The sequence below is a fragment of the Burkholderia sp. Leaf177 genome (assembly GCF_001424345.1).
In the GTDB taxonomy this organism is placed as follows: Bacteria; Pseudomonadota; Gammaproteobacteria; order Burkholderiales; family Burkholderiaceae; genus Caballeronia.
On the sequence record NZ_LMPF01000021.1, the window covers coordinates 149,634 to 175,071 of the forward strand.

The following is a 25,438-nucleotide window of genomic DNA, read 5'->3' on the forward strand; positions in this document are numbered from 1 at the left end:
ATCTCGTGTCGTGGATTGTTATCTGGGCCGTGTTCTGCTCAATCGGCGCCTGTGTCGCGCTGCTGTTGTGGCCTGCAAGTCTGCCTGCCGCGAGTGCGAAGTTCTGGCTATTTGTTGTTGGAATGCCCAATGCGGCATTTCTGCTGGTTTTTGGCTGCGCACGCGCAAGCTTCGAGACTGCTCATCTTCGTGCACTTTATAGAAATCAGCATCGTCAAAACTGGCTGCGTAATCGGATCAGCTATGCACAAACGCCACTTCATGTCCTGACGCAGACTTATCTTTTTCCCGTCGATAACGAAGCGCTAGCCGCCACCATAATTTCAGAGAAAAACGTTTTAGCGAGTCAATCGCCACGCGCATCGACTGGACGGGTACTCCATTCGCGCTTGCCGGACATTGAGCCCGATGTCGATTATCAACACGCGCAAGAAGAGAACGCCTCTGCGGAGAATACGGAGGGCAGTGACATTGCGGTCGTTCGGGATATCGGCAAAAGTCAAACCAAACCGGATGGTTTCAGTCACGTCATTGCAAACATACTTGCGCCACTCGCCGATACGCTGCGCGCATTGTCGCGCTCAAAGTCGAAGTACATACCCGTCGCGCGCATTATTGTCGTCGATGCTGACACCGCATCCTCACGCTTGAAGCATGTCCACGACGCGCTTTCAGAACTTGATCTTGCGGCTATCGGCTGTGAAGTTGTAGCCGCCAATGATGGATTGATGTTACTGGATGAATGGCTTGACGTCGGGGAAACGAGACCCTTGCTCGTGATCGCTGCGGAATGGTACGACGTGGTCCCACCGGTCGGAAGCACTGAAGGTGGTGTTGCAATTCTTTTTAGCCGGGACTCCGAAATACATTTGGCAGCCGATTCTCTCAAGACTATCGGTAGGCTGCATCGTCCTGTGGCTATTAACGTGCAAAACGCAATGGGCGTAACCCGCGAACTTGCCATGTCCGCGCTGTGGGGCAAGACCTCAGCCTCAGAAGTACTTCACGCATGGATTAGCGGTTTTGATCCTGATTTCGATAAAAGATTGGCGTCCGCCCTAAAGAACGCATCGTTCGAAGGTCTTGCCAATCTATCCGCGATACACATCCCGGATCGAATCATCGGACATGCTGGTTCGGCTGCTCCCTGGCTCGCGATCGCTGCCGCAATTGAATCAGGCGAAGAAGGCCCACAACTTATTCTTAATCAATCGGGGACGGCTCAGTCGGCCATCCTCTATGCAAATCCGCCGCCCAAGCATGAAAATCGAGCCGAAACTGAAGAACCTCAAGAACCTCAATGACCTTGCACACTTGAATGAGATCGATCCATCCGTTTCCGATGTTGAGAAAATAGGCGTATGGGGAATCGCGTTGATGCTTGCGGTGCTTGCATTGGGCGCGCTGTGTCTCGTCTGGCTGGCGGGTGACTGGATTCCAATTTCCCAGCGTGAAGACAAGCTTATGGCATCCGCTTGGATTCTGGCGATATTCGCAGCGCTCGTACTGCTTAGCGTTTTCGTTTCCCGGACCGGGGCGTTTCATGCGGCTGGCGTCGTTTTCAAGCGGCGTGCAGGCGGGGATTCTTCCGCTTCCAGAGTGACCAACGGGGATGAGCATTTGAACGATCTGCGTGCCCATCTTCGCGCGGAGTTGGGGTGGCGCTGGAAGTATCGGCGGCCGTGGTTATTACTGGCCGGCGATGATTCGGCCATTAGCAGGTTGATGCCAAAGTTCACCGCGAATCGTTGGGCTATCATGGACAACGCGATACTCCTTTTAACGAAGACAAACGCCGACGGCAGCCCGGATGAAAACTGGCTACGGGCACTCTACAAATTGCGTCGTCACAGGCCAATTGATGCAATCATTTTAACGGTAGATGGTAGCGATGCTTTAGCGCCTCAACAACGGGGTTTGAATGCACATAGTGTGAAACTTGCTCGAATAGTCAATGCGTTGCATTGGTCGCCACCCGTTTATGCGCTCGATGTTTCTTTGACCGATGCTCTTAACCGCGAGCGTTCCGCGTTGGTCGGATGTGCATTTGCGGATGGCGCTGAAGAGCGTGTGATTGAAGCGGATTTATTGGCGTTGCGCAGGTGTCTCGCGGATGCGGCCATCGGGCAACTGATCCGAAATGATAAGGACCGCTATGGCGCAAAACTTTCGCAGAGACTTGATGAGCGCAGCGCACCGCTTGCCACGATGATTGCGTCGCTGTCCAATCGTGGCAAGAGGCATCAATCGGTGAGCGGTGCGTTCTTTGCGCCGTTCCCGGTTGCAGCGGGTGAGAGCGTCGAATCGAACGGACCGACGAGTGCCGACTTGCCGTTGTGGACGCATCTTGCAGCGATCTCGCGTAAGGCGCACGGCGAGCGCGTGGGCATGCATCCGGTGACGGTGTTTTCAACGATCGCGCTTGTGCTTCTCGGGTTGTGGACTACCGGCATGCTGATCTCCGGCATAACCAACGCACGCAACGTGTTCAATGCGCGTGAGCTTATTCAAACGCTCAAGAACGCGCCCGATTCCGCCGCTCAGCTCAACGCACTGCTCGCCTTGCAGCAGCAAATCGGTTTCTCTGAACAACGCGTTGCGCATCAGCCGCCGTTATGGTCCCGCTTCGGCCTGAATCAGGATAAAGCGATCCTCTCCGCTTTATGGCCCTCGTATGTCTCAGCGAGCAAATCGCTTCTAGTCTCGCCGATCCAGCAGAACCTCGAAGCGACGCTGGTGGATTTAAGCCAGATGCCCACCGATTCCCTTGATGACCACGCAAACAGCGCCGCCCTCGAAGGGCATAATGCGCTTAAAACATACTTGATGCTCGCTGAACCCGGCCGGGTTGAATCTGCATTTATCAAACCACAACTTACCCGTTACTGGACTTCGAACGCAAACGTTTCCGTGGGTGCGAAGCTTGATATCGGTGAGCAGTTGCTGGGCTTTTATGCGCAACACCTCAAAGCACACGATGACTGGCGCATTCAGCCGCGCGCAGAACTCGTGAACGCATCGCGTCAGACGTTGCTTTCGATGATTGGCGTGCGCAATTCTGAGGACACGGTGTATCAAAGCGTGCTCGCTGGCGCCGGTAGCAAGTTTCCAGATCAAACATTGGCATCACTGACCACTGGCACCGATACACGCGGCCTCATCCGTTCAAGCGCGAGCGTGCCGGGCGTCTACACACGTCAAGCTTACGAAGGCTATGTGGCAGCGGCCATCACTGATGCCGCTAAAAGCCGCGACGTGACGCGCGACTGGGTACTCGCGAATAACGGCGATGGCAACGACACGTCAAAAGCCCAATCCACCGAAACGCTCGAAGCGGCCCTCACCACGCAATACTTCAATGACTATGCCGAGCACTGGCAGTCGTTCATGAACGCGTTGCAGTGGCAGTCGGCATCGAACATTCCTGCGGCAATCGAACAAATGAAACTGCTCGCCGATGCACGCCAATCGCCGGTCATCGCACTGATAGAATCGCTTGATTACCAAGGCACGGCAGGGGTGCATCAAGCGTCACTCTCCGACACGCTGGTTGCCAAGGCGCAGAACATCTTCGGCAAGAAATACGATCCGCAAGCCGTCGCAATTGCCCAAAACGCAGGGCCGTTATCGGCATCGTTTGGCCCGGTGCTCAAGCTTATTTGTCAGATTAATGACACGACTTCTGGTAAAGCCAACGCCAACGTCGCCATCAGCGATGTCAGCTTTCAACGCTACATCGAACGCATCATCGCGTTGCGTTTAAAGCTCCAGCAAATCGACAACGGCACCGATGCCGATATTCAAACGCGTCAACTCGCGCAAGCCCTGTTTCAGGGTAAAAACTCCGAACTCGCCGATACCCAAGCCTACGCGCAACTCGTCTCGGCAAGTCTTGGGGCGCAGTGGTCCGGCATGGGCGACGCGCTGTTCGTGCGGCCCGTGGCCCAAGCCACGCAGATCGTCATCCAGCCCGCGCAGGCCAGTTTGAACGATGTCTGGAACGAGGACATCGCCGCGCACTGGAACACAGCATTCACCGGTCGATACCCGTTCGATAACACCGACAACGATGCATCGATTCCTGAACTCGCGCGATTCATCCGGCCGCGAGGAGGACTGATTGCGTCGTTCCTGAGCACGCAGCTGGCGGGCGTTCTGGAATTGCGAGGCGATCGATGGGTCGAAGCCAACACGCGCGGCGGCGCGCTGACATTCGATCCCGAATTCCTGCGCGTCATGAATATTTTGCAGCGCGTCGGGGGGCATTGGATGCCGGAGGGTGAGGCGCGATATCGGTTCGATCTGAAGCCGATTCCGACACCTGGTATTACCGATACGGTCCTCACGCTCGATGCGCAAAAACTGCATTACTACAATCAGCGCGAACGGTGGCAGGGATTGCAATGGCCATCGAACGATCCGCAGATTGTGGGAACGCGGCTTCAGTGGCAAACGGAAACGGCAGGAACCAGCAAGAATTTTGAGTTTGGCGGACGCTGGGCGTTGGTACGGATGCTTGAGCGCGCGAAGATTGAACCAATCGATGACGCCACGTTTCAACTGACATGGCAGGCTGAACCGGATACGCGGGGGATGCGGGCAGTCGCGCCGCTGGCGTCGGCGCTCGTAGCTTCCAGCGAGCACGGCGCAGCTCGAAGTGGCGACGATTGGGGCGCTTCAGCGCAATCAACGCAAGTCAGCGCAGTCTCGAATCACGCATCGCTTGTTAGCCTCATCACGCAGCAGCCGCTCGCCGCTGCATCGCCGAATCTGAGCTATCCCCTGAGCTACTTTATGCGGGTTGATATCGGCAAAGGCCCGTTGGAATTGCTCGCGTTAAGAGGGTTGAAGTTGCCGAACCACATGTTCATCGAAAAACCGCGCGGTACGAAAATAGAGCGGAGCGCAAGCCCGCCGCCGTTGCCAAAAGCGGCACGCGAGGCTGCGAAACAAGCGGCCATGCCGCTGCCCGGTGGCGACGTGGGAGGTCAGTTATGACCTTGCATAACGAACACTCAGGTGCAATATTGGCATCACCAAAGGCAGCCATAAGACGCGCCACGCTTGCCGTTCTTGTCTTTATCACCTCCATATGCAACCCAGCCCGGGCGAACGCAATTGATGAGGTGATGTGTGCCAAAGTCGGCGAGATCGCCCGTTACATTGCATCGCGACGAGACGCAGGCGTGCCGGAAACCCGAGTGCGCCAAGGTGCAACCAAGGCGTTTGCTGGTCCCGCGTTGCTCGGTGTCCTGAACGTCGTACATATCATTTATAACGAGCCCAGCGTTCGCTATCTCGCACCGGATAAGACGTTCGAGCTGTTTCGCGCAACGTGTATGGCGCCTTATTCAGTCGCGTCGACGGATTCTGTGGGAGACATCGCGCACATCGGCTAGCGTATGTAGCTTTCGCGATCAACTGCGCCAGCGCGGTAAGACTAAATGGCTTTTATGGTTTCAAGGTCGAAGCCGAGTGGGCTACGCGCATCGCACATATGACGAGCTGATAGGTTGCCCGGCTCGTTTTCCGCTACGACGCCGTCCGACGAAAATTATTAATCGGCGCAAGTGCGCCACCATAAGGAGTGGAAAGTTGGAAACAAAAGAGATAGCAGCAATACAGAAACCGATCCTAGAAGCAATTGAAAGACTGTGCGTGCCGTTGTCTGCGATTGCGTTACTCAAGATGATTGACGAGTTTTATACAAAGGAAGAACGGGTTGCGCTCTATGCCGAATACGAAGCGTTGCGGGATGCGGATGCGGAGGCATATGAGCACCTACTTGAAGCCGATCCGCCAGACGCGCCTTCTCGAAAAGACCTAGTTGAAAGATTTGGCGAACATGAAGCCAATGAGCGGCTCGCTCCTAGGAGGCTCGCGCTGGAAGCGAAGCAAGCGGCTGGCAGGGGCATTCGTGAGTTCGAGCGAGAACATCGGTTAATCGTGCGCCTTGCTGAAGCTAAGGCCGAAATTGGGAAAGCTAGATATAATAAATAAAAAAGGCGCCGGAAGGCGCCTTTTGTTGTGAGTCTTGATCATTGAAGCTGTCTGCTCTAATTCGAAAAGGTGCACCCTCCCCGACCGCGCCACGATATCCGAATCATGGCAATTACGGTGACAAGCTGTGCAACGATGTCCTTGCAATGCATATCGGCCGGAGCGGCGTTTTCTTTAGGGCTTCTTCGGGCATTTTCCCGGCGATAGATTTTCTTTTGCCTCGGATAACTTATCGTCGATAGTCCGTTGACCGGAAAAACCGGATACTCCTGCCTCAGCAGTTTGGCTCAACCCAAGCCCGCCAAGGATCAGGGAAATGAAATTGAGAGCAGTCCGTCTTTTTGCAGCAATCGTTTTTTCGTGCACGATTCCAGGCGTGGTTCACGCGACCGGTAAAGATATCCGGACGGAAGTGGACCGCGCAATACAACCGCTGATGAAACAGTACGAAATCGCCGGCATGGCAGTCGGCGTTATTTCCGACGGCAAGCCGTATGTATTCAACTATGGTCTGGCATCGGCGCAACCGCGAAAGCCGGTTACGGATAACACCTTGTTCGAGCTTGGATCGATCAGCAAGACATTCACCGCAACGCTTGCCGCCAAGGCGCGGGTCGACGGCTACCTGTCTTTGTCGGACCGCACGAGCAAGTACCTTCCCGTGCTGCAAAACACGCCGTTCGGCAATGTATCCCTGTTGAACCTCGGAACGCACACGCCGGGCGGCCTGCCGTTGCAGGTGCCGGATAACGTGAACAATATCGGCGAATTGATGCAGTACTTCAGGCAATGGAAGCCTGCATACGCGCCGGGGACGTATCGGACGTATGCGAATCCCGGCATTGGAACGCTCGGCCTCATCACGGCGAAAAGCATGAATCAGGACTTCGACGCGCTCATGGAAAAAAACCTCTTTCCCGCGCTCGGCCTGCGGAGCAGCTACATCAACGTGCCCGCAGCAAGAATGAAAGACTACGCGGAGGGTTACACCAAAACCGACGCGCCGATCAGGATGAAACCCGGCGTACTTTCGTCCGAGGCATACGGCATCCGGACCACGGCGGCCGACATGCTGCGTTTTCTCCAAGCCAACATGGGCCTGATCGATCTCGACTCAAAACTGCAACGCGCAATAACCGATACCCACACGGGCTATTTCAACGCCGGGCCCATGACGCAAGATTTGATATGGGAACAGTATCCGTATCCGGTCGCGCTTGAAAAACTGCTGGAAGGCAATGCGCCCGCGATGATTCTGAACGCAACGCCTGTTACCGAACTCAAGCCGCCGCAACCGCCGCGTGACGATGTCTGGATCAACAAGACCGGCTCGACCAACGGTTTCGGCGCTTACGTGGCGTTCATTCCGCAAAAGCGCCTGGGAATCGTGATGCTGGCAAACAAGAACATTCCCAACGATGCACGTGTCACGGCGGCATACCAGATTCTCGAATCATTGGCGAAGGAGGCGCAATGACCCGTCATCGATATTTACTAGTAATAGCCGCTGTCATAAGCGTGCAGTCGGTGCAGTCGTTCGCAGCCGGCAAGGCGCCTGCCGCCAAAGAAACCGTCGTTCTGCAAAGGATTCCAGTTGCTGGAACTGACCGCGAGATGGGCATGGGAATTTCAGAGTTCCCGCCGAACGCAGCCAAGCCACGGCACAAGGCGACGGGCCCGGAACTTTGCTACGTCCTCGAAGGCGAAGTCACCCTCTTGGCCGACGGCGAGCCGCCACGAACCGTTCACGCGGGCGAGAGCTGGGCCATGCCGACGAATGTCGCCCATGTCACGACCGCCGGACCTGCGGGCGCGAAGGTCTTGGCGACCTGGGCATGGGTTCCGGGGAAGCCGTTCAACGTTCCGGCTTCGAACTGAAATCCGGCTCCGGCACGGCGCCCTCGATATGACCAGTATTGTCGTCATCGCGCCGGGTCATCGACCAGCCGGAATCGCCGATCAGCTCGGCGTGGCTATTGCATATTCGCTTTATCGCCCAGCGGATCCAGCAAACCCAGCGCACGAACATGATGTCTCCGCCTCGGGCAAGCGTTACAGGTCCAGCACGAGTTCCCTGCTCACCGCCCTCGATACACACGCGGTCAGGTAATCGCGCTTTTCGTCGTCGCCCAGAATGCAGTCGTTATGCTCGACTTCACCCGACAGATAACGCACCTTGCACGTGCCGCAAAGGCCCGCGCGGCAGGATGTTTCTATCGGCACGCCAGCTTCGTCGAGCGCGTCGGCAATGCTCTGGTCCGCAGTCACCGGAATCATCTGCCCGGTGCTCGCAATCTTCACGATGAACTCGCCCACCGCGCCCGCAACCTGCTGACTCAGGTCGCGTTCGGGCGCCTTGAAGTGCTCGAAGTGAACGGTGCCTGACGGCCAGTGTTGCGCCGCGGCCGCGCACGCTTTCATGAATCCCGCCGGGCCGCAATAGTAGACGTGGGTGTCATCGGCGGGTTCTCGCAGCAGTTCGCCAATATTCAATCCCGCCGACGGATCACCGTTGTCGAAATGAAAATGCAGGTGCCCGGCCGACTTGATGCTCGCCAGTTCGTCGGTGAACGCCGTGCAGCGCGCGTCCTTCGCGCAGTAATGCATCTCGTACTCGATGCCCGCTTCCTCCAGCCGATGCGCCATCGCTTTCAACGGCGTCACGCCAATGCCGCCCGCCAGCAGCACGACTTTTTTTGCATCGGCGGCGAGTTCGAAGTTGTTGCGCGGCGCGCTGACCTTCACGCGATCCTGCACTCGCAGCGTGTCGTGCACGGCTTTCGATCCGCCGCGCCCGGCTTCGTCGCGCAACACGGCGATCACGTAGCGATGCCGCTCGCTCGGCGCATTGCTGAGCGAATATTGCCGGACGGTGCCGCCCTTCAGATGGATATCGATATGCGCGCCGGCCGTGAAAGGCGGCAACGCTTCGCCTTCGGGATCGACGAATTCATACGAGTTGATGCCTTTTCCTTCGAAGCGGATCTGCCGCACCATCAGATCGAGCGTGCGCCCGTTCGCCGGGTTGTCATTGTCTGGACTTGCCATGGACTTTCCTGTTGGTTCTTTCAAACGGCGGCGCGTTCGGCATGACCCGGCGCGCGCCGCCGCTGATCTTCACGCTTTCATCGACGCTTCGAGCGATTCGAATTTCTCGCGCACGAATTGCGCGCGTTCCTCGCCCTTGAACGCTTCGCTTTCCGTCAGGATTGCGACCAGCTTTTTCGTCAGCGCGCGACGGTTGGCGACTTCCTGCTCGACGCTCGCCGCTTCCGGAAGATCGAACACGTTGCCCGAGCAATAGCTGTTGGGCGAACCGGCATTTGCCTTGAACCATTCCGCGAAATTTTCCGCCGTTGCCGCCGGGTTCGTTCCGCGAACCGCATCGCGCAGCATCTTGCGAAAGAGGAACAGACCGGCATCGAACTTGGTCGGATTTTCGAGCGAATGCACAGCGATCGGGCGCTGGCTGATGATGGCTTCGTAATCGCCGGGAGCGTATTGCGCGTCCTTGTAGTTTTCGCGTTCGCGATGATTCGTCGGGATCGGCGGCAATTCTTCGAGCTTGTATTTGCCGAAGCGCTCGGGCCGGCGCATGGCGACTTGTCCTTCGAGGAAGTCGATCGACTCGTAACCGACGAGCGATTTATCGCCGATACCGCGTGTATCGATTCCCGGACCCATGACGCGCCAGCCGATCATCTTCGAATTTTCATCGTCGACAGGAACGGTCCAGCGAATGATGTGAAAGCGGCTGAAGAGCTTCTTCTTGGCACCATCTTCCGATGTATAGGCGTGCAGGCTCAAGTTGGGCAGGACTTGATGCTGGACACGCACGAACATACGATCTTTGTCGACACGGCGAGCGCCCGCGCAGGCGAGGCTGCGTCCCTGCTGGACCGGCACGAAATGCATGTCGGGCGCGACTTCCATGGACTTGGCGCCGACTTCGTCGAAGGTCGTGCCCTGGAACTTGCCGTTGACCACGTTCTTGCCGGCGTGCAGCGCGGTCGGGTGATAGTTGTCGGCGGCGTTGTCCTGAACCTGCAGCCAGTTGCAATGCTGGAAGTTGCTGTAGGGCACGAGTTCATCGGTCGCGGCTACAGTGAAATCGCCTTCCCATTCGGGGAACGGCGGCTCCTTGTCGGGCGGTCCCATATAGGCGAACACGAGGCCGTGACGCTCGACGGCTTTATACGCGCCCTGCTGGATTGAACACGCGTATTTCTCGGCTTCTTTTTCTTCGCCATTCGGGAACGGCACGTGGAGGCAAGTGCCGTCCACGTCGAAGACCATGCCGTGATAACAGCACTTGATGCCGTGCTCCTGGATCGCGCCATATTCCAGCGATGCCCCGCGATGCACGCAATGCGCATGCAACACGCCAACGGCGCCGCTGCCGTCGCGGAACGCCACCAGTTCTTCGCCGAGGATCTTCAGGAAGCGCGGGGTATCGGTGAGCTCTATGGCCATGCATACCGGATGCCAGAACGCGCGCATATATTCGCCCATCGGCGTGCCCGGGCCGGTTTCGGTGAGCTCGGGATCGTGGCCCGGGACTTTGTTCGTGTAGTAGCCGCCAAAGGGCACCAGCTTCTTCTGTACCACGCCACCGCCGCTGCTTTTCTGCCCTTCTGCCTTTTCCGACTTGATGTTCATGTGCGCCTCTGCTGGGTGTATCGATAAGGGGAACTGCTACCTGCTGTTTTATGAATTCCGGCTTCTGAACTCCGAACTCTGTATACAAAGATTAGTTTCGCAATGCGGCCATGTCTCTACAGGTAAACGCTTGGTGGTCAGGTTTGGGCCAGCTTGCCCCGTTCCATTTGCGCCCGCCGCGCACTGCCTGTACGCTCTTGAACTCTGTATCCAGAAACATTCGAGAGCAATCATGGCCGCCAAACTCCTCAAGCTTCAGGCACGCACCGACTACGTCGATGAAGTCTACAAAGTGCTCCTCGACGCCATCAGCGAAGGGTCCCTCGCGCCCGGCGCACGCATCACGCAGGAAGAAATCGCAGAGCAGCTTGCGGTATCGCGTTCACCCGTTCTTCAAGCGCTGCGCCTGCTTAAAAAAGATGGCCTCGTGCAGGACGCGCCTGGCCGCGGTTTGCTCGTTGCGCCGCTCGATGCCACCTGGATCGCGCATCTCTACGAAATCCGCGGCGCGCTCGATTCGCTGGCGGCGAGCCTGGCGGCGCAGCGAGGCGCGACGCTCGACAAGACGCTGATATCGAAGGGCCGGCGCGCTTCGAAAGGTGACGACGTCAAAGCCATGATCGACGCGGACTGGGCCTTCCATTCCGCCATCTATCGTGCGTCGGGCAATCCGTTGATCGAGCAAACCGCTCATCTCCACTGGGTGCATTTGCGCCGCGTGATGGGCGCGGTGCTGCAGTCGTCGGCGCAACGCAAATCGATCTGGGACGAACACGCGGCGATCTTCGATGCCATCATTGCCGGCGACGCAGCCGCTGCCGTCGAACTGACCAATCTGCACACGCATCGCGCCCGGGAAAACCTCGTCAAGCGCCTGGGCGAAGTGCTGGCCGACGACACCAGCAACGCCTCCGCTCAGGTACGCGTCTGAGGACTGGCATCGAGCACCGGACGAGCGCTCGACTGCGCTTCCCGCCGGCGGATGTTCACCAGCTTCGCCGGCACCGTGAACACCAGCACGCTGCCAATCACCAGGCTTACCGCCAGGCCGAGCACGCCATTGCTGGTCGATCCCGTCGCCGTCTGGATCAGCCCGATCACGTAGGGACTGACGACGCCAGAAATGCTGCCCACGGAATTGGCAACGGCGAGTCCCGCAGCCGCCGCTGCACCGCCGAGGATGGCTGGCGGCAAGACCCAGAATTGCGAGATCGTGGTCATGACGCCCATGGTGCCGATGGTCAGCGCGACCATTGCGATCGGCGTTGAATGGGCGTACGACACGCTGAAATACAAGCCCGCCGCTCCGATGATTCCGGGCAACGCAAGATGCCAGCGGCGCTCGCCGCTCAGGTCGGAGGAATGGCTGACGAGCACCATGGCGATAGCCGCGGCGGCATAGGGAATCGCGCTCAGCAAACCGATATCCAGCGTGTCCTGCACACCGCTCGCCTTGATCAACGTGGGCAGCCAGAAGCTCACGCCGTAGAGGCCCATCGTGAAGAAGAAATAGATCAGACTCAGCAGCAGAACCTTCGGATGCATCAGGCCGTCCTTAACCGAGTGCAGCAGGTCGGGCGAACGTTCTTCATCGAGTGCGCGTTCCAGGAAAGCGCGTTGCGGCGCGCTGAGCCAGCGGGCATCGCTGACTTTATCGTTGAGATAAAACAGCGCGATAAGACCGAGCAAAGCCGTGGGGATGCCTTCGAGGACAAACAGCCATTGCCATCCCGCGAGCCCGTGGATGCCGCCCATGTGACTCATGATCCAACCGGAAAGCGGGCCGCCGACGACGCCGGACATGGGAATGCCGGTCATGAAAAGCGCGGTCACCTTGCTGCGACGCGATGCCGGAAACCAGTAGGTCAGATAGAACAGGATGGCTGGGATAAAACCCGCTTCGGCCACGCCCAGCAGAAAACGCATGACATAGAAGCTCATGGGCGATGTCACGAACATCATGCCGGCCGAGATGATGCCCCACGTGATCATGATTCGCGCGATCCATCGCCGTGCGCCGACGCGCAGCAACAGCAGGTTGCTCGGCACCTCGAACAGCAGATAACCCACGAAGAAAACGCCCGCGCCGGCGCCATAGACGGCATCGCTGAAATTCAGGTCCTTGAGCATCTGCAGTTTCGCAAACGCCACGTTGATGCGATCGAGATACGCGCAGAGATAACAGAGAAACAGGAATGGCAGTAGTCGCCACGTGATCTTCGCGAACGTGGCGGCTTCGTCGCGTTTGCTGAGTGCAGCCAGACTGGCGGGATTCATGCGTGTCTCCTGGGGACGGATTGGAGCGGGACGCCGGCCGTTCTGGGTGGCCGTGTCGTCCTGCGTTTTCTTGTGCTGATGCCTTGCAGCAGATCAGTCGAACATGTCCGGCTGCGTTGCCACGAGGTCGTTCCAGATGGTCTGAAAGTGCAGCCAGCCGATGTATTCGCTGCCCACGTGTTCGCGGCTGTAGCGCGCGCGATCCGGGGTGACGAGTTTCGGCGTGATGCCGGTTGCATCGATGAGAAGCTGTTGCTGGCAGCAACGTTCCAGCGCGATAAACCAGAAAGCCGCCGACTCAATGCTGTGCCGGCTCGCCGTCAGCAAGCCGTGGTTCTGATGGATCGCCGCCTTCACGCCCTTGAATGCGTTCGCCACTTTGTGGCCGGCCTTTTTTTCCACGGCGACTTGCCCGGCTTCGTCGCCGATCACGACGTGGTCTTCAAAGAACGCCGCCGCGTCCTGCGTGATCGGTTCGAGCTTCTTGCCAAGCGCGGCGTAGGCCGTGCCATAAACCGTGTGTGCGTGGCACATGGCGACGATGTCCTGATGCATCTCGTGGACCGCCGCGTGCAGCACGAAACCGGCACGGTTGATCGCGTGATTGCCCTCGACCACGCGGCCTTCGTGATCCGCGCAAATCAGGTTCGATACCTTCACTTGCGAGAAATGGATGGCCATCGGATTGGTCCAGTACAAGCCTGGATTTTCCGGATCGCGCACCGTCAGATGCCCGGCGAATCCGTAATCGAAGCCTTGCAACGCGAACGCCCTGCACGCGCCGACAAGACGCTCCTTCAAATGCTGGCGATGCGCCGCCGGATCGGAAAACACGGGCAAATCCGGGAAGATCAGACCCTCTTGTTCCGGTTGATAGATCGATACCTTGCCGTCCTTCACGATCTTTTCCACGACTTCCGATCCCGCTTCCATGACTGCCGCCATTTGCCTATCTCCTGTTGATTCGTTGGGTTGCCTGAACAGGGATCCACTTTCGGCTTTGCAACACTGATTGACAAACGATGACTGTTCATACAAAGATGAATCCCATTCATGTATCGATGAAAACCATTAGAAAAACCGGAGACAAACAAGCATGCGACGCATCCCGAACTTCGTGCTGTTGCGCGCTTTTGAAGCCGCGGCACGGCTCGAAAGCTTTACGCTCGCAGCCGAAGAACTGCATCTGACGCAATCTGCGATCAGCCATCAGGTGAAAGAGCTGGAAGCCTATTTCGGCGTGCCGCTGTTTCATCGGCGTAATCGGAGAGTCGAGACGACAGCCGAAGGAAGGCGCCTCTTCGACAGTCTCGGCCGCGTGTTCGATGTCATTGAAAACGCCTGCAGCGAAGTTGCGCTCGCACCTCAGGCGCAGGTGCTCGCCGTGCATTGCGCGCCGAGTCTTGCCGTGAAATGGCTGGGTCCGCGCCTGCCCAAGTTCATGCAGGCGCATACGGACATCACGATCAGATTGTCATCGGGCGCGGAGCCGGTGGACCTCACGCGTTTGCATGAAGTCGATGTCGCGATCACTTATGGCGCGGCTATCGAGCGTCCGGGTTTGCAAGTCGATGCGCTCGGTGCCGAACGTATCGTCCCGATGTGCTCGCCGAGCATGTTGCGCGACGACGTTTCGCTCGAAGAGCAGGTCAAGGGTTTTACGCTGATCGATTCGCAATTGAGCCGCATCACGTGGCGCGATTGGTTCGTGCTCAACGGGATCGAGTTTCCCAACAAGCCGCGGCCGTCGTTCGATCGCGGTGCATTGGCGATTTCGGCTGCCGTCGACGGAATGGGCATTGCGCTCGAAACCACGCGTCTCGCGGAAAGGGAGTTTGCGCGAGGCGAACTGGTGGAATTCGGCGCCGGGCAGTTCAAGCCGTTCATGCGCGAGACGCATTTTGTGTCGTTCAGGACGAGCGACAGGAACGTCGAAAAGGTCCGGACGTTCCGGGCGTGGCTGGCGGAAATTGCAGGGATGGGCGGGCAGTGGTAATACGCTTCGCTCAAACGTGCTTGCAGTAGAAGGTCGTGCTGCAAAACGCGCCGTCCGGCATCAGCGCGTACTTCGGCACCACGCCGACGCGCTGCCAGCCGGCGCGCTCGTAAAGGCGTTCGGCGTCGCCGCCAGTGACTGTATCGAGCACGAGCACCGACTTGCCTTCATCGCGCGCGGTCTGCTCGGCGGCCGTCATCAACCGATGCGCAATGCCTCTTCGGCGTCCTCTGCGATGCACCAGCATCTTCGCAACATCGGCGCGATGCGGCTGGTTCTCAGGCTGCGCCAGAATCAGTTGCACGGTGCCAAGAACCTGCCGTTCGTGGTCTTCTGCTACAAGCAACGCGCGCTCGCCGCGCATCACGCCTTCGCCGACGCCGCGCCAAAACGCGAGCGCTTTCTCGCGCGGCAACGGCAACATGAAACTGACTGAAGCGCCGCCTTCTACGCAATCGATCAGCACGTCGGTCAACGCTTCGACGTAGGACATGACTTCACTGGCGCCGATGCGTCGTACGCTTACGTCTTCAGTCATGCGTTTCTCCGGGCACGGTAAAAGCAGGATATTGCCAGCGTCAAAAGAACGCAGGTTAAAAACGAGCCACGTCGATAATCGCATCGGCGAACGCTTTTGGCGCTTCCTGCGGCAGGTTATGCCCTATCCCGCCGCTAATATTCCGATGCGCATACTTGCCCGTGAACTTCTTCGCGTATGCCGCCGGATCAGGATGCGCCGCGCCGTTGGCATCGCCTTCCATGGTGATGGTCGGCACCGAGATGGGCGGCGCCATCGCCAGACGCGTTTCGAGATCGTCGTATTGCGCCTCGCCCTCGACCAGTCCCAGACGCCAGCGATAATTGTGAATCACCACGGCAACGTGCTCCGGATTGTTGAACGATTCAGCGGAACGCTCGAAGGTGGCATCGTCGAAATTCCACTTTGGCGATGCCGTGTGCCAGATCAGCTTGTTGAAATCATGGCGATTCGCTTCATAACCCGCGTAACCACGGTCGGTTGCAAAGTAAAACTGATACCACCACGTGAGCTCGGCCTTCGGCGGCAGCGGCGCTTTGTTCGCCGCCTGGCTGCCGATCAGATAACCGCTGACCGAGACCATCGCCTTGCATCGTTCAGGCCACAGCGCCGCGATGATGTTCACTGTGCGCGCCCCCCAGTCGAAGCCGCCAAAGATCGCCTGATCGATTTTCAACGCGTCCATCAACGCGATGATATCGACGGCTACAACCGCTTGCTGGCCATTGCGTGGCGTGTCTGCCGAAAGGAAGCGCGTCGAACCATAGCCCCGCAGATACGGCACGATTACCCGATAACCCGCCGATGCCAGCAACGGCGCGACTTCCGCGAAGCTATGGATGTCGTAGGGCCAGCCGTGCAGCAGGATCACGACAGGTCCGTTTTGCGGGCCCGCTTCCGCGTAACCCATGTTGAGCGCGCCCGCGTTGACCTGGCGAATGGTATCGAATGAAGCCAGTCGCGTTGACGGCTTTGCGCCTGAAGGCGCGGTGCTGGATTGTGCGTGGACGAGTCCGCTCAAACCCAGATCCATCAAACCGATACCGGCGATGGTCGTTCCCAGCAAACGGCGGCGTCGCGTGTTGATCTGATCCGACATGGCTGATTCTCCTTAAAAGACGAGTCGTATTTGAGCGCCTGGCATCAAGCCAAAGCAGCGCGCTTTTGGCGTTCACGGATTCGAATAAATCGGGCCGAGACCGATGACGTCCGTGCCCGTCGTGCCCAAACCGGATTGCGACGAACCAGAAGACGACGGACCATACGACGACGCCGCAACACCGTGTTCGGCATTCACGCGCGCCTGCGCCGCTTCAATATTTCTCGGATATTGCGTGTGATCGCTCGACGGGTTGTAACCCACGTTTTGCAAGTCGACGAGTTGCGCGCGGACATCGGCGCGCGTGAGCGGCGGGTTCGATTGCGCGAACGACAATGCCGGAATAGCGACAACAGCAACAACGATCATCGATTGAATCAGTTTCATGATTTGCACCTTTCAGAGAATGTTTGAATGGTTCTTTCAGCAAACGCCCGTTTGCGTATTCGGTTCATCGAAGCCAGTTCGTCTGGCTTGAAATCATTAGAACCGCTGGACGTATCTGGCTTGTGTCGTGAAAGGCGGCTTATGAAACGCTGTGTAACGCCCGGCGCACGGGATACATTGGGATACAAACCGATCGATCTACAATGCGCGGATGAATCCCCTCGCCCATCAACATCGGCTCACTTCCTGGTTCTGGAGTGACGAAGGTGACGAAGTCATCCGCAGCCGCTGCGTAAGCGGCATCGTGCTGACAAACACCGTCGATATACCCGCGCCGCCGCCACGCCTTCTTGCAGATTGGGAGAGGGAAATATCGACGCGCCTGGATCTGGAACCTGGCGACGTGGAAGAAATGCCGTTGGCGCGCGCCCGCGCACGCTGGCCGGACTTCAAGCATTGCGTGCAGGCGATCGTGGATTGGACGAGCGCGCTCGGACTGCCCGGCGTGGTGGCTGCGAGCGACGTAGCGCTCATGGTCTGCCGCGGCGCGCGATACCACCACGATGGCGAGCAATATGGCAGCGCGGTTTTCTGCAATCTTTTCGTAAGCAACGATAAAGGACTGGATCTGCATTTCCCGTCGATAGACCTGCGCATTCCGTTGACGCGCGGCACCGTCGTGATCTTCGATACCTGTCAGCCTCACGGCGTAATCCGGCGTCATGGCGACGGTTTCAGTACCGCCGACTTTCCGGCGGATCAGGACTTCACGCAACTGTTCCTGACGTGGGAGCTTCCGGTTGAAAACGAACGCATCGCCCAGGCGCTTGGCATCGTCTTCGACACAGCGCCTTCTGCTTCGCCGCAACCAGCGGAGGAACAGGTCTGGCTTGACGGCATACGCGTGACGCTTTGCCCCGATTCCGGCCGATGGATCAAGCCCGGCTGATCCAACGAAAACAACATTCGGCATTCAACTAAATCGGTCAAGATTTCAAGATTTTCGGCCCTTGCAAAATCGTCAGGCTGCTTTCGTTTACTCTTCGCGAGGGCCACGGATCAACATCACGCAAGCCGTGAAACTTCGATCATTCGCGCCGATTCAGCGGCACCGCAGATTGCGGTCACCGCCGCATTCAACAGCACTGTTTGCAGCAAACCACCAGATCGTTCTCCGGGTTTCAATCCCGGCGAAAGAGCACGTCTGCGTGTTTGAAAAGTCGAAAAAACCACACGTCCCGCATTGCGGCGAGCGTGTTTCCCGGCACTCTAAATCGGAGACGTCATGGCGCGTCTTATCTCGTTGAGACTGGCATCTGTTCCCGGGCGCTTGCGTCCTCTGTCGTTGGCATTGTGTGCATGCATGGGGACGAGCGTCATGCTGATTCCCGCGGCGCACGCAGCCGGACCGCTGCCCGGCGGCGGACACTTCGTTGCGGGCGCGGGCTCGATCAGCGCAAACGCAAATGCAATGACGATCACGCAGGCCGCGGGATCGCGCACGGTCATCGAGTGGAACAGCTTTTCGATTGGCAACGGCAACAAGGTCAAGTTCGATAACCCGAACGGCGCGACCCTGAACCGGGTGACCGGCGGCAATCAGTCGGTGATCCTCGGCACGCTCAGCGCAACCGGCAGCGTATATCTCATCAACCCGCAAGGCATTCTCGTTGGCCAGAACGGCGTGATCAGCACAGGCGGACGATTTGTCGGCTCGACGCTGGATACGACCAACACCGCGTTCATGCAGGGCGGTCCATTGACGTTTTCGGGCACATCGAACGCCAGCGTGATCAACCTCGGCAGGATTGCATCGAGCGGCGGCGATATCTTCCTGATTGCACGAAGCGAGGTGAACAACCAGGGCACCCTAAGCGCGCCGACCGGCACGGCCGAACTCGCCGCCGGCGCGCAAGTGCTGCTGCAGGATTCATCGAGTGGCAAGCAGACATTCGTGCAAGCGGGCAGCGGCGGCACGGTGGTCAATAGCGGCACGCTGCGCGCGGCCCAGGTTAATCTCGAAGCGGCGGACGGCAACGTCTATGCGCTGGCGGGCAATCACAGCGTGATCCGCGCCACCGGCACCGCGACGCGCGATGGGCACGTGTGGCTCGTCGCCGATACCGGAACGGTGCGCCAGACGGGCGTCGTTCGCGCGGAGAATGCAGACGGCGCGGGCGGCATTGTCGACACAAACGCGCAAACGTTGTCGTTCGGCAATGCCGAGTCGACCAACCCGGCCGTCGTGGCTGGCCAATGGAACGTGACAACACAGGCCTTCACCGCCGGCGATGCCGCCGCCGGCGCACTTTCGCGCAGCCTGAACAGAGGGACATCGGTCAACGTGGGATCGGCCGGGGATATCGCCGTGAACTCGGATATCCGATGGCAAGGCCCGGCGTCGCTGACGCTCGCCGCTTACCGGACGTTGACGATCGGGAAGAACGCCACGCTGGTTAACAAAGGCGGCGGTAACCTGACGCTGCGCAGTGACGCCTCGGCTATTGATAACGGCGGCAGCGTGATCAACCGCGGGGTTATCGACTGGTCGGGCAGCACTGGTATTGTCAGCGCGCTCTACGATATGAACGGCAGCTTCACGCCCGGAACATTGCGCAGCAATACGGCATGGAAGGCGCCGCAATACAGCGGCCTGCTGACCCAGATCACCGCGTACAAACTCGTCAACTCGATGGCGGACTTGCAAAACGTATCGCTGGATCTTGCGGGCATTTATGCGCTTGGCAAGGATATCGATGCAGGCGGCGTTGCGTCGCGGCCGATAGGAAACCACGGCACGCCATTCACCGGCCAGTTCGATGGCATGTGGCACACCATCGCCAATCTGTCGCCGCAAGTCATGGACTTTTCGAATGACCTGAACGCGGGGCTGTTTGGCGTTATCGGCCCGACGGGTGTGGTGCGCGATATCGGCGTTGTCACCAGCAAGGCCGGGATATCGTTGCGTGGCAGCGGGCTGCTTGCCGGCGACAATCAAGGCACGATCGTCAACGCGTACTCGACCGGAAGTGTCTTCGACCCTTCTCAGGACGGCAACACGTTCGGCGGACTGGTTGGCACGAACGAAGGCCTGATCGCGCGATCGTGGAGCAGCGCCAGCGTTTCCGGCGACGCCATCAACGGCGGCCTGGTTGGCTACAACACCGGGACGATCACCCAGTCGTACGCAACCGGCAATGTCACGCCGCAATACTCGACCGGTTCGGGCGGCGGATTCGTCGGCTTCAACGAAGGGACGATCAGCCAGTCGTTCGCAACCGGCAAAGTGGGATTCGGCTCGCAAGGATCTGCCGGCTTTGCGTTCGTCAACAATGGAACGATCTCGCCCGACTCGTACTGGAACATAGAGACCACGACGCAAACGCAAGGGGTTCGCGCTGGCACGCAACTGCCGGCATCGAACGGTCTCACCACCGCGCAAATGAGCACGGAGACGTCGTTCGTGTCGTATGACTTCAGCCCTACCGGCGTATGGGCGCTACCGGCAGGCGCAACCCATCCGGTGTTGCGCTGGCAAGTGGCGAACTAGGCCGGGCTGACGCTACTTCTACTTTGCCGCGAGCTTGTCCTGCGTCTTTGTATTGAAGTCGCTGGCGTCGTGGCGTTCGTGCAGCTGGCTCGATGGCTCGCCGGAAACCCGGTTGACCATCCGGCCGCGCTGCACGGCCGGGCGCTCGAAAATGGCGTTGGCCCATCGCTGGACATGCGTGTATTCCTGCACCGATAAAAACTCGCCCGCGCCGTACTGCCAGCCCTTGGCCAGTCCGCCGTACCACGGCCAGATGGCGATATCGGCAATCGTGTATTCGCTGCCCGATATGTATTCGTTGTCCGCGAGCCGTTTGTCGAGGACGTCGAGCTGGCGCTTGGTTTCCATCGCGAAACGGTTGATTGCGTACTCGATCTTCGTGGGCGCGTAAGCGTAGAAATGGCCGAAGCCGCCGCCCAGATAAGGCGCGCTTCCCATTTGCCAGAACAGCCACGATAGACACTCAGCGCGCGCGGCCGGCTCCGTTGGCAGGAAAGCCTTGAATTTTTCGGCGAGATAAAGAAGGATCGAGCCCGACTCGAAAACGCGGATCGGCTCGGCGCCGCTGCGGTCCACGAGCGCGGGAATTTTCGAGTTCGGATTCGCTGCCACGAAGCCGCTGCCGAACTGGTCGCCATCGCCAATTTTGATCAGCCACGCGTCGTACTCCGCGCCGCTGTGGCCCAGCGCCAGCAGCTCTTCCAGCATCACGGTGACTTTCACGCCGTTTGGTGTCCCCAACGAATAAAGCTGGAGCGGATGCTTGCCGACTGGCAGTTCCTTGTCGTGCGTCGGCCCGGAAATCGGGCGGTTGATGTTCGCGAAGTGCCCACCGTTTTCCTGGTTCCACGTCCAGACTGTTGGCGGCACGTAATCGGCGGAATCGCTCATGCTCATGGCTCCTTGCAGCTATTGGGATGTTTGTCTCGAAATATCGAAGCGAGGATAACAAACCAGCACAAATGCTGCCGGGAGCGCTCAAGCCGGCGTTTCCATCCGCGAATGCAGTCCCTCACGCTCGAGCCATGAGCGGAACAGCAAGACAAGATCATCGGTGGACTTGCCGTCGGGGATGTAGCTGCAATAACTCCGCGATGGCAGACGAGGTCCCGCAAACGGCTTGACGAGTCGGCCGGCGGCGAGATCGTCCGCTACCAGTGCCGTTGGCCCCATTGCAATACCTATTCCGTCGATGGCAGCCTGCAGCGTCAGATAAAAGTGATCGAATGTCATGACCGCCGCCGGCCGCAGCGCGGGAATCTGCGCCTTCGCCAGCCAGTCAGGCCAGAGTCGCGGAAGACTCGACGTATGCAGCAAGGTATGCCGCGCGAGTTCGTCCGGCGCACCGAGCGGCACGCGCTGCAACAATGTCGGGCTGCAGACCGGAAGCCGTTCCTCGACCAGGAAAGGTTGCATGGAATAACCGTAGAACGTGTCCGGACCGCCCCGGATCACGATGTCGTGAATGTCCTTGAGACTTTCCACCGATTCGTTCGATGTCTCCACCCTCACGTCCACGTCCGGATGCTCGGCATGAAACTTTGCGAGCCTCGGCACGAGCCATCGCAACGTGAACGTGGCCGGCGCATTCACCGACAGCGTCCGGGCAATCGTCCCGGGCGAGCCGTATTGCGTGGTTGCCTGAGAAAGCTGCTCGAACAACGGCCCGATCTCATTCAAATAAACCACGGCCGCGGGCGTAAGTACCACGCGCCGGTTGTGGCGCTCGAATAGCGGCGCGCCCAGCCACTCTTCCAGCAGACGCACATGCTGGCTCACCGCGCCGTGAGTCACGTGCAATTCGGCTGCGGCTTCCTTGAAGCTGCCGAGTCGACCTGCGGCTTCGAAAGCACGCACGGCATTCAGCGGAGGCAGAGTCCGTTTCATCGAAATAGTTTATCTAACGCGATGAGCCAATTTATCTGGTTTGTTCGCCCACGACAAGATAGTTATCCTGCTCACTGTATCTCTTCCCGCTTCGAACCTGCAATGCTCACTTACACCGGTGGTCTCGTCCTCGTTGCCGCGCTGCTCCACGCGACATGGAACGCGATGCTCCACGGCAACCACGACCGGTTCCTGTCCATGACGTGGATGAGCATCGCGATCTCGGTGGTATCGAGCGTGGTTGTGCTGTTCGCCCCGTGGCCCACGCGCGCGGCATGGCCGTATATCGTGGCGTCGGGGCTGACGCACATCGTGTACAACATGAGCCTCGTACGCGCTTACCGGCGCAGCGATCTGGGCGAGGCGTATCCGATTGCGCGAGGTTCCTCGCCCTTGCTCGTCACGCTCGGCGCGGCGCTTTTTGCGCATGAGGCAATCGGACCATTGCACGCGATCGGCATCGTGATGATCTCGGGTGGCATCATGACGCTCGCGCTGGAAGGCGGGAATGTGTCGCGCGCGGGCGTTTTATCCGCGTTGACGACAGGCGCGACGATCGCGCTTTACACGGTGATCGATGGCATCGGCGTGCGCTTGTCCAACGGCGAGGCGCTCACCTACACCGCGTGGATGTTCCTCTTCTACTGGCTCATGCCGGTGTTGTTCATTGCCATGCGCGGGGCTGCGGCGCTGTGGACGTCCGTGCGCGACGCACCCCTTGCAATCGGCTCGTCGCTTGCGGGCGGCCTCGTTTCCATAGGCGCGTATGGCATCGTGATCTGGGCGATGCAATCCGGCGCGATGGGCGCGGTATCGGCGTTGCGTGAGACGAGCGTGGTATTTGCGGTGCTGATCGGGCGCATGTTCCTGCGCGAAGCGGTTAGTGCAAGGCGATGGATGGCGTGCGTAATCGTCGCGGCTGGAGCGGTTTGTCTGGGGCTTTGATCAGCATTGCTTTATCTGCGATGGGACGCCTGAAACCGATCTTGGAAAGTCTTCCGAAAAAGCTGACGACTCCGGGCCTGCAACAAAGCAAACGGGCCTTGCCGCATTCGGCAAGGCCCGCATTTTTGCTTTATCGCGATGAGCCGATAACGCCTTACTTGCGCTTGAGTTGCGAGATATCGCGCACGGCGCCACGATCGGCTGAAGTTGCCAACGCCGCATACGCCTGCAACGCGAGCGAGACCACCCGCTCACGATTCACCGGCATCCACGCCTTGTCGCCACGCGCTTCCATGACTTCGCGACGGCGCGCAAGCTCCGCGTCGGACACCGCCAGATGCATCTTGCGATTCGGAATATCGATCTCGATCACATCGCCCTCTTCCACCAGCCCGATCGTGCCGCCTTCCGCCGCTTCCGGCGACGCATGTCCGATCACGAGGCCCGACGAACCGCCGGAGAAGCGGCCATCGGTAAACAGCGCGCAGCTTTTACCCAGACCCTTCGACTTGAGATACGACGTGGGATACAGCATTTCCTGCATGCCCGGACCGCCTTTCGGCCCTTCGTAACGGATCACGACTACATCGCCTGCGACTACCTTGTCGCCCAGAATGGCATCGACCGCGTCGTCCTGACTCTCGAAGACGCGCGCGCGGCCCGAAAACAGCCATTGCGATTCATCCACGCCCGCCGTCTTGACGATACAACCCTTCTCCGCGAGATTGCCGTACAGCACGGCCAAGCCGCCGTCCTTCGAGTACGCGTCCTGCTTGCTGCGGATACAGCCGGTCTTGCGGTCGGTATCGAGCGAGGCGAACGTCGCTTCCTGGCTGAACGCAACGGTCGTCGGAATGCCGCCCGGCGCCGCGCGGAAGAACTTCTGCGCGTCTTCGCCCGCGCCGCCCGCAACGTCCCACTTCGCGATTGCATCGCCGAGCGTGCCGCTATGCACGTTGCCGCACGACAAGTCGAGCAGGTCCGCACGCGCCAGCTCGCCGAGAATCCCGAGAATGCCGCCCGCGCGATGCACGTCTTCAATGTGATATTTGTCGGTTGCGGGCGCCGCTTTGCACAGGCACGGCACCTGGCGCGAGATCCGGTCGATATCGGACATGGTGAAATCGACGCCTGCTTCCTGCGCTGCGGCAAGCAAATGCAGCACGGTGTTGGTCGAACCGCCCATGGCGACGTCGAGCGCCATCGCATTCTGAAAAGCCTGCTTGGTCGCGATGCTGCGCGGCAGGACCGACGTGTCGTCTTCCTGATAATAACGGCGGCACAGGTCCACCACGAGACGCCCTGCCTGCTCGAACAACCCCTTGCGCCAAGCGTGCGTGGCGACGATCGTGCCGTTGCCGGGCAACGCAAGGCCGATTGCTTCGGTCAGGCAGTTCATGGAGTTCGCGGTGAACATGCCGGAGCACGAACCGCACGTCGGGCACGCGTTGCGCTCGATTTCCGCCACTTCGGCGTCGCTGACGCTTGAGTCGGCGGCCTTGATCATTGCATCGATCAGGTCGATCTTGGCGATCACCTGACCGTCTGTGGGCGACTTGACCTTGCCGGCTTCCATGGGGCCGCCGGAGACGAACACGACCGGGATGTTCAGGCGCATGGCGGCCATCAGCATGCCCGGCGTGATCTTGTCGCAATTGGAAATGCAGACCATGGCGTCGGCGCAATGTGCGTTGACCATGTATTCCACCGAGTCGGCGATCAGTTCGCGCGATGGCAGCGAATACAGCATGCCGCCATGTCCCATGGCAATGCCGTCGTCCACCGCGATGGTGTTGAATTCTTTCGCGACGCCGCCCGCCGCTTCGATTTCCTTCGCGACCAGCGCGCCCAGATCGCGCAGATGCACATGGCCCGGCACGAACTGCGTGAACGAGTTCACGACCGCGATGATGGGCTTGCCGAAATCGCCGTCCTTCATGCCGGTCGCGCGCCACAGGGCGCGGGCGCCGGCCATGTTGCGGCCATGAGTCGATGTGCGTGATCGATAGTGGGGCATCTGTACCTCTGTATTGTGGTTATCGAAAATCTTTGAATCTGTTTTACGCCCGGGCTGGAATGGTCAGCCACGGAAGTACAGAA

The 25,438-nt window shown here is 59.1% G+C and carries 22 protein-coding genes; 11 read left to right on the forward strand and 11 right to left on the reverse strand.

Annotated features, from left to right (window positions below; translation table 11 throughout):
* Positions 1 to 5: 5 nt before the first annotated feature.
* The 6 genes from ASG35_RS16150 to ASG35_RS16175 all read left to right on the forward strand — a co-directional run bounded on the left by ASG35_RS16150 (position 6) and on the right by ASG35_RS16175 (position 7,878).
* Entirely contained in the window at positions 6 to 1,304 is a 1,299-nt protein-coding gene (locus ASG35_RS16150; RefSeq protein WP_156393194.1) for a hypothetical protein, read from the forward strand.
* A 694-nt stretch (positions 1,305 to 1,998) separates the two neighbouring features.
* Positions 1,999 to 4,998, forward strand: coding sequence for an ImcF-related family protein (locus ASG35_RS16155; RefSeq protein ID WP_235527567.1), 3,000 nt, complete (start codon positions 1,999 to 2,001; stop codon positions 4,996 to 4,998).
* A complete protein-coding gene (locus ASG35_RS16160) occupies positions 4,995 to 5,399 on the forward strand; it encodes a hypothetical protein (protein ID WP_156393196.1) in 405 nt (134 codons plus the stop codon). Before ASG35_RS16155 ends, ASG35_RS16160 begins: the two co-directional genes overlap by 4 nt.
* Before the next feature lie 196 nt (positions 5,400 to 5,595).
* Positions 5,596 to 6,000: a hypothetical protein gene (locus tag ASG35_RS16165; RefSeq protein ID WP_056359297.1), complete on the forward strand. Its 405-nt coding sequence runs from the start codon at positions 5,596 to 5,598 to the stop codon at positions 5,998 to 6,000.
* A gap of 316 nt (positions 6,001 to 6,316) precedes the next feature.
* On the forward strand, positions 6,317 to 7,477 hold the full coding sequence (ampC, locus tag ASG35_RS16170; protein ID WP_056359301.1) for a class C beta-lactamase: 1,161 nt from the start codon (positions 6,317 to 6,319) through the stop codon (positions 7,475 to 7,477).
* On the forward strand, positions 7,474 to 7,878 hold the full coding sequence (locus ASG35_RS16175) for a cupin domain-containing protein (RefSeq protein ID WP_056359304.1): 405 nt from the start codon (positions 7,474 to 7,476) through the stop codon (positions 7,876 to 7,878). Before ampC ends, ASG35_RS16175 begins: the two co-directional genes overlap by 4 nt.
* Here the strand turns inward: ASG35_RS16175 and ASG35_RS31410 are convergent.
* The 3 genes from ASG35_RS31410 to ASG35_RS16185 all read right to left on the reverse strand — a co-directional run bounded on the left by ASG35_RS31410 (position 7,856) and on the right by ASG35_RS16185 (position 10,659).
* Positions 7,856 to 8,029 (reverse strand): hypothetical protein, encoded by a 174-nt coding sequence (locus ASG35_RS31410; RefSeq protein ID WP_156393197.1) that lies wholly within the window; start codon positions 8,027 to 8,029, stop codon positions 7,856 to 7,858. The genes ASG35_RS16175 and ASG35_RS31410 overlap by 23 nt on opposite strands.
* A gap of 23 nt (positions 8,030 to 8,052) precedes the next feature.
* Positions 8,053 to 9,048: a PDR/VanB family oxidoreductase gene (locus tag ASG35_RS16180; protein WP_056359307.1), complete on the reverse strand. Its 996-nt coding sequence runs from the start codon at positions 9,046 to 9,048 to the stop codon at positions 8,053 to 8,055.
* Between the two features lie 69 nt (positions 9,049 to 9,117).
* Positions 9,118 to 10,659, reverse strand: coding sequence for a Rieske 2Fe-2S domain-containing protein (locus ASG35_RS16185; RefSeq protein ID WP_056359309.1), 1,542 nt, complete (start codon positions 10,657 to 10,659; stop codon positions 9,118 to 9,120).
* Positions 10,660 to 10,891: 232 nt separating this feature from the next.
* Between ASG35_RS16185 and ASG35_RS16190 the strand changes: the two genes are divergently transcribed.
* On the forward strand, positions 10,892 to 11,590 hold the full coding sequence (locus tag ASG35_RS16190) for a GntR family transcriptional regulator (protein ID WP_056359312.1): 699 nt from the start codon (positions 10,892 to 10,894) through the stop codon (positions 11,588 to 11,590).
* Here ASG35_RS16190 and ASG35_RS16195 read toward each other — a convergent pair.
* A complete protein-coding gene (locus ASG35_RS16195) occupies positions 11,575 to 12,936 on the reverse strand; it encodes an MFS transporter (RefSeq protein WP_056359316.1) in 1,362 nt (453 codons plus the stop codon). The genes ASG35_RS16190 and ASG35_RS16195 overlap by 16 nt on opposite strands.
* A gap of 93 nt (positions 12,937 to 13,029) precedes the next feature.
* On the reverse strand, positions 13,030 to 13,881 hold the full coding sequence (locus ASG35_RS16200; RefSeq protein ID WP_056359319.1) for a class II aldolase/adducin family protein: 852 nt from the start codon (positions 13,879 to 13,881) through the stop codon (positions 13,030 to 13,032).
* A 151-nt stretch (positions 13,882 to 14,032) separates the two neighbouring features.
* Between ASG35_RS16200 and ASG35_RS16205 the strand changes: the two genes are divergently transcribed.
* Positions 14,033 to 14,932, forward strand: coding sequence for a LysR substrate-binding domain-containing protein (locus ASG35_RS16205; protein ID WP_056359322.1), 900 nt, complete (start codon positions 14,033 to 14,035; stop codon positions 14,930 to 14,932).
* Positions 14,933 to 14,942: 10 nt separating this feature from the next.
* Here the strand turns inward: ASG35_RS16205 and ASG35_RS16210 are convergent, their stop codons facing one another.
* The 3 genes from ASG35_RS16210 to ASG35_RS16220 form a co-directional block, all read right to left on the reverse strand.
* Positions 14,943 to 15,470, reverse strand: a complete 528-nt coding sequence (locus ASG35_RS16210) for a GNAT family N-acetyltransferase (RefSeq protein WP_056359326.1) — start codon at positions 15,468 to 15,470, stop codon at positions 14,943 to 14,945.
* A gap of 55 nt (positions 15,471 to 15,525) precedes the next feature.
* The gene (locus ASG35_RS16215) at positions 15,526 to 16,569 is read right to left on the reverse strand and encodes an alpha/beta fold hydrolase (RefSeq protein WP_056359330.1); all 1,044 of its coding nucleotides are present in this window, start codon (positions 16,567 to 16,569) and stop codon (positions 15,526 to 15,528) included.
* 72 nt (positions 16,570 to 16,641) lie between these two features.
* Entirely contained in the window at positions 16,642 to 16,956 is a 315-nt protein-coding gene (locus ASG35_RS16220; RefSeq protein ID WP_056359333.1) for a DUF4148 domain-containing protein, read from the reverse strand.
* 211 nt (positions 16,957 to 17,167) lie between these two features.
* On the opposite strand from ASG35_RS16220, the gene ASG35_RS16225 reads away from it, so the two are divergent.
* Together ASG35_RS16225 and ASG35_RS16230 are read left to right on the forward strand one after the other, a co-directional pair.
* Positions 17,168 to 17,905 carry a hypothetical protein gene (locus tag ASG35_RS16225; protein WP_056359339.1) on the forward strand — a complete coding sequence of 246 codons (738 nt, stop codon included), beginning with the start codon at positions 17,168 to 17,170 and terminating at the stop codon, positions 17,903 to 17,905.
* A 336-nt stretch (positions 17,906 to 18,241) separates the two neighbouring features.
* Positions 18,242 to 20,506 carry a two-partner secretion domain-containing protein gene (locus tag ASG35_RS16230; protein ID WP_056359342.1) on the forward strand — a complete coding sequence of 755 codons (2,265 nt, stop codon included), beginning with the start codon at positions 18,242 to 18,244 and terminating at the stop codon, positions 20,504 to 20,506.
* Between the two features lie 18 nt (positions 20,507 to 20,524).
* Here the strand turns inward: ASG35_RS16230 and yghU are convergent, their stop codons facing one another.
* Together yghU and gcvA are read right to left on the reverse strand one after the other, a co-directional pair.
* Positions 20,525 to 21,397, reverse strand: a complete 873-nt coding sequence (gene yghU / locus ASG35_RS16235; protein WP_056360739.1) for a glutathione-dependent disulfide-bond oxidoreductase — start codon at positions 21,395 to 21,397, stop codon at positions 20,525 to 20,527.
* An 87-nt stretch (positions 21,398 to 21,484) separates the two neighbouring features.
* A complete protein-coding gene (gene gcvA / locus ASG35_RS16240) occupies positions 21,485 to 22,393 on the reverse strand; it encodes a transcriptional regulator GcvA (RefSeq protein WP_056359344.1) in 909 nt (302 codons plus the stop codon).
* A 102-nt stretch (positions 22,394 to 22,495) separates the two neighbouring features.
* Between gcvA and ASG35_RS16245 the strand changes: the two genes are divergently transcribed.
* Positions 22,496 to 23,338, forward strand: a complete 843-nt coding sequence (locus tag ASG35_RS16245) for a DMT family transporter (protein ID WP_056359347.1) — start codon at positions 22,496 to 22,498, stop codon at positions 23,336 to 23,338.
* Between the two features lie 154 nt (positions 23,339 to 23,492).
* On the opposite strand, the gene ilvD is transcribed toward ASG35_RS16245, so the two are convergent.
* Positions 23,493 to 25,355, reverse strand: a complete 1,863-nt coding sequence (gene ilvD / locus ASG35_RS16250; RefSeq protein WP_056359350.1) for a dihydroxy-acid dehydratase — start codon at positions 25,353 to 25,355, stop codon at positions 23,493 to 23,495.
* Positions 25,356 to 25,438: the final 83 nt, after the last annotated feature.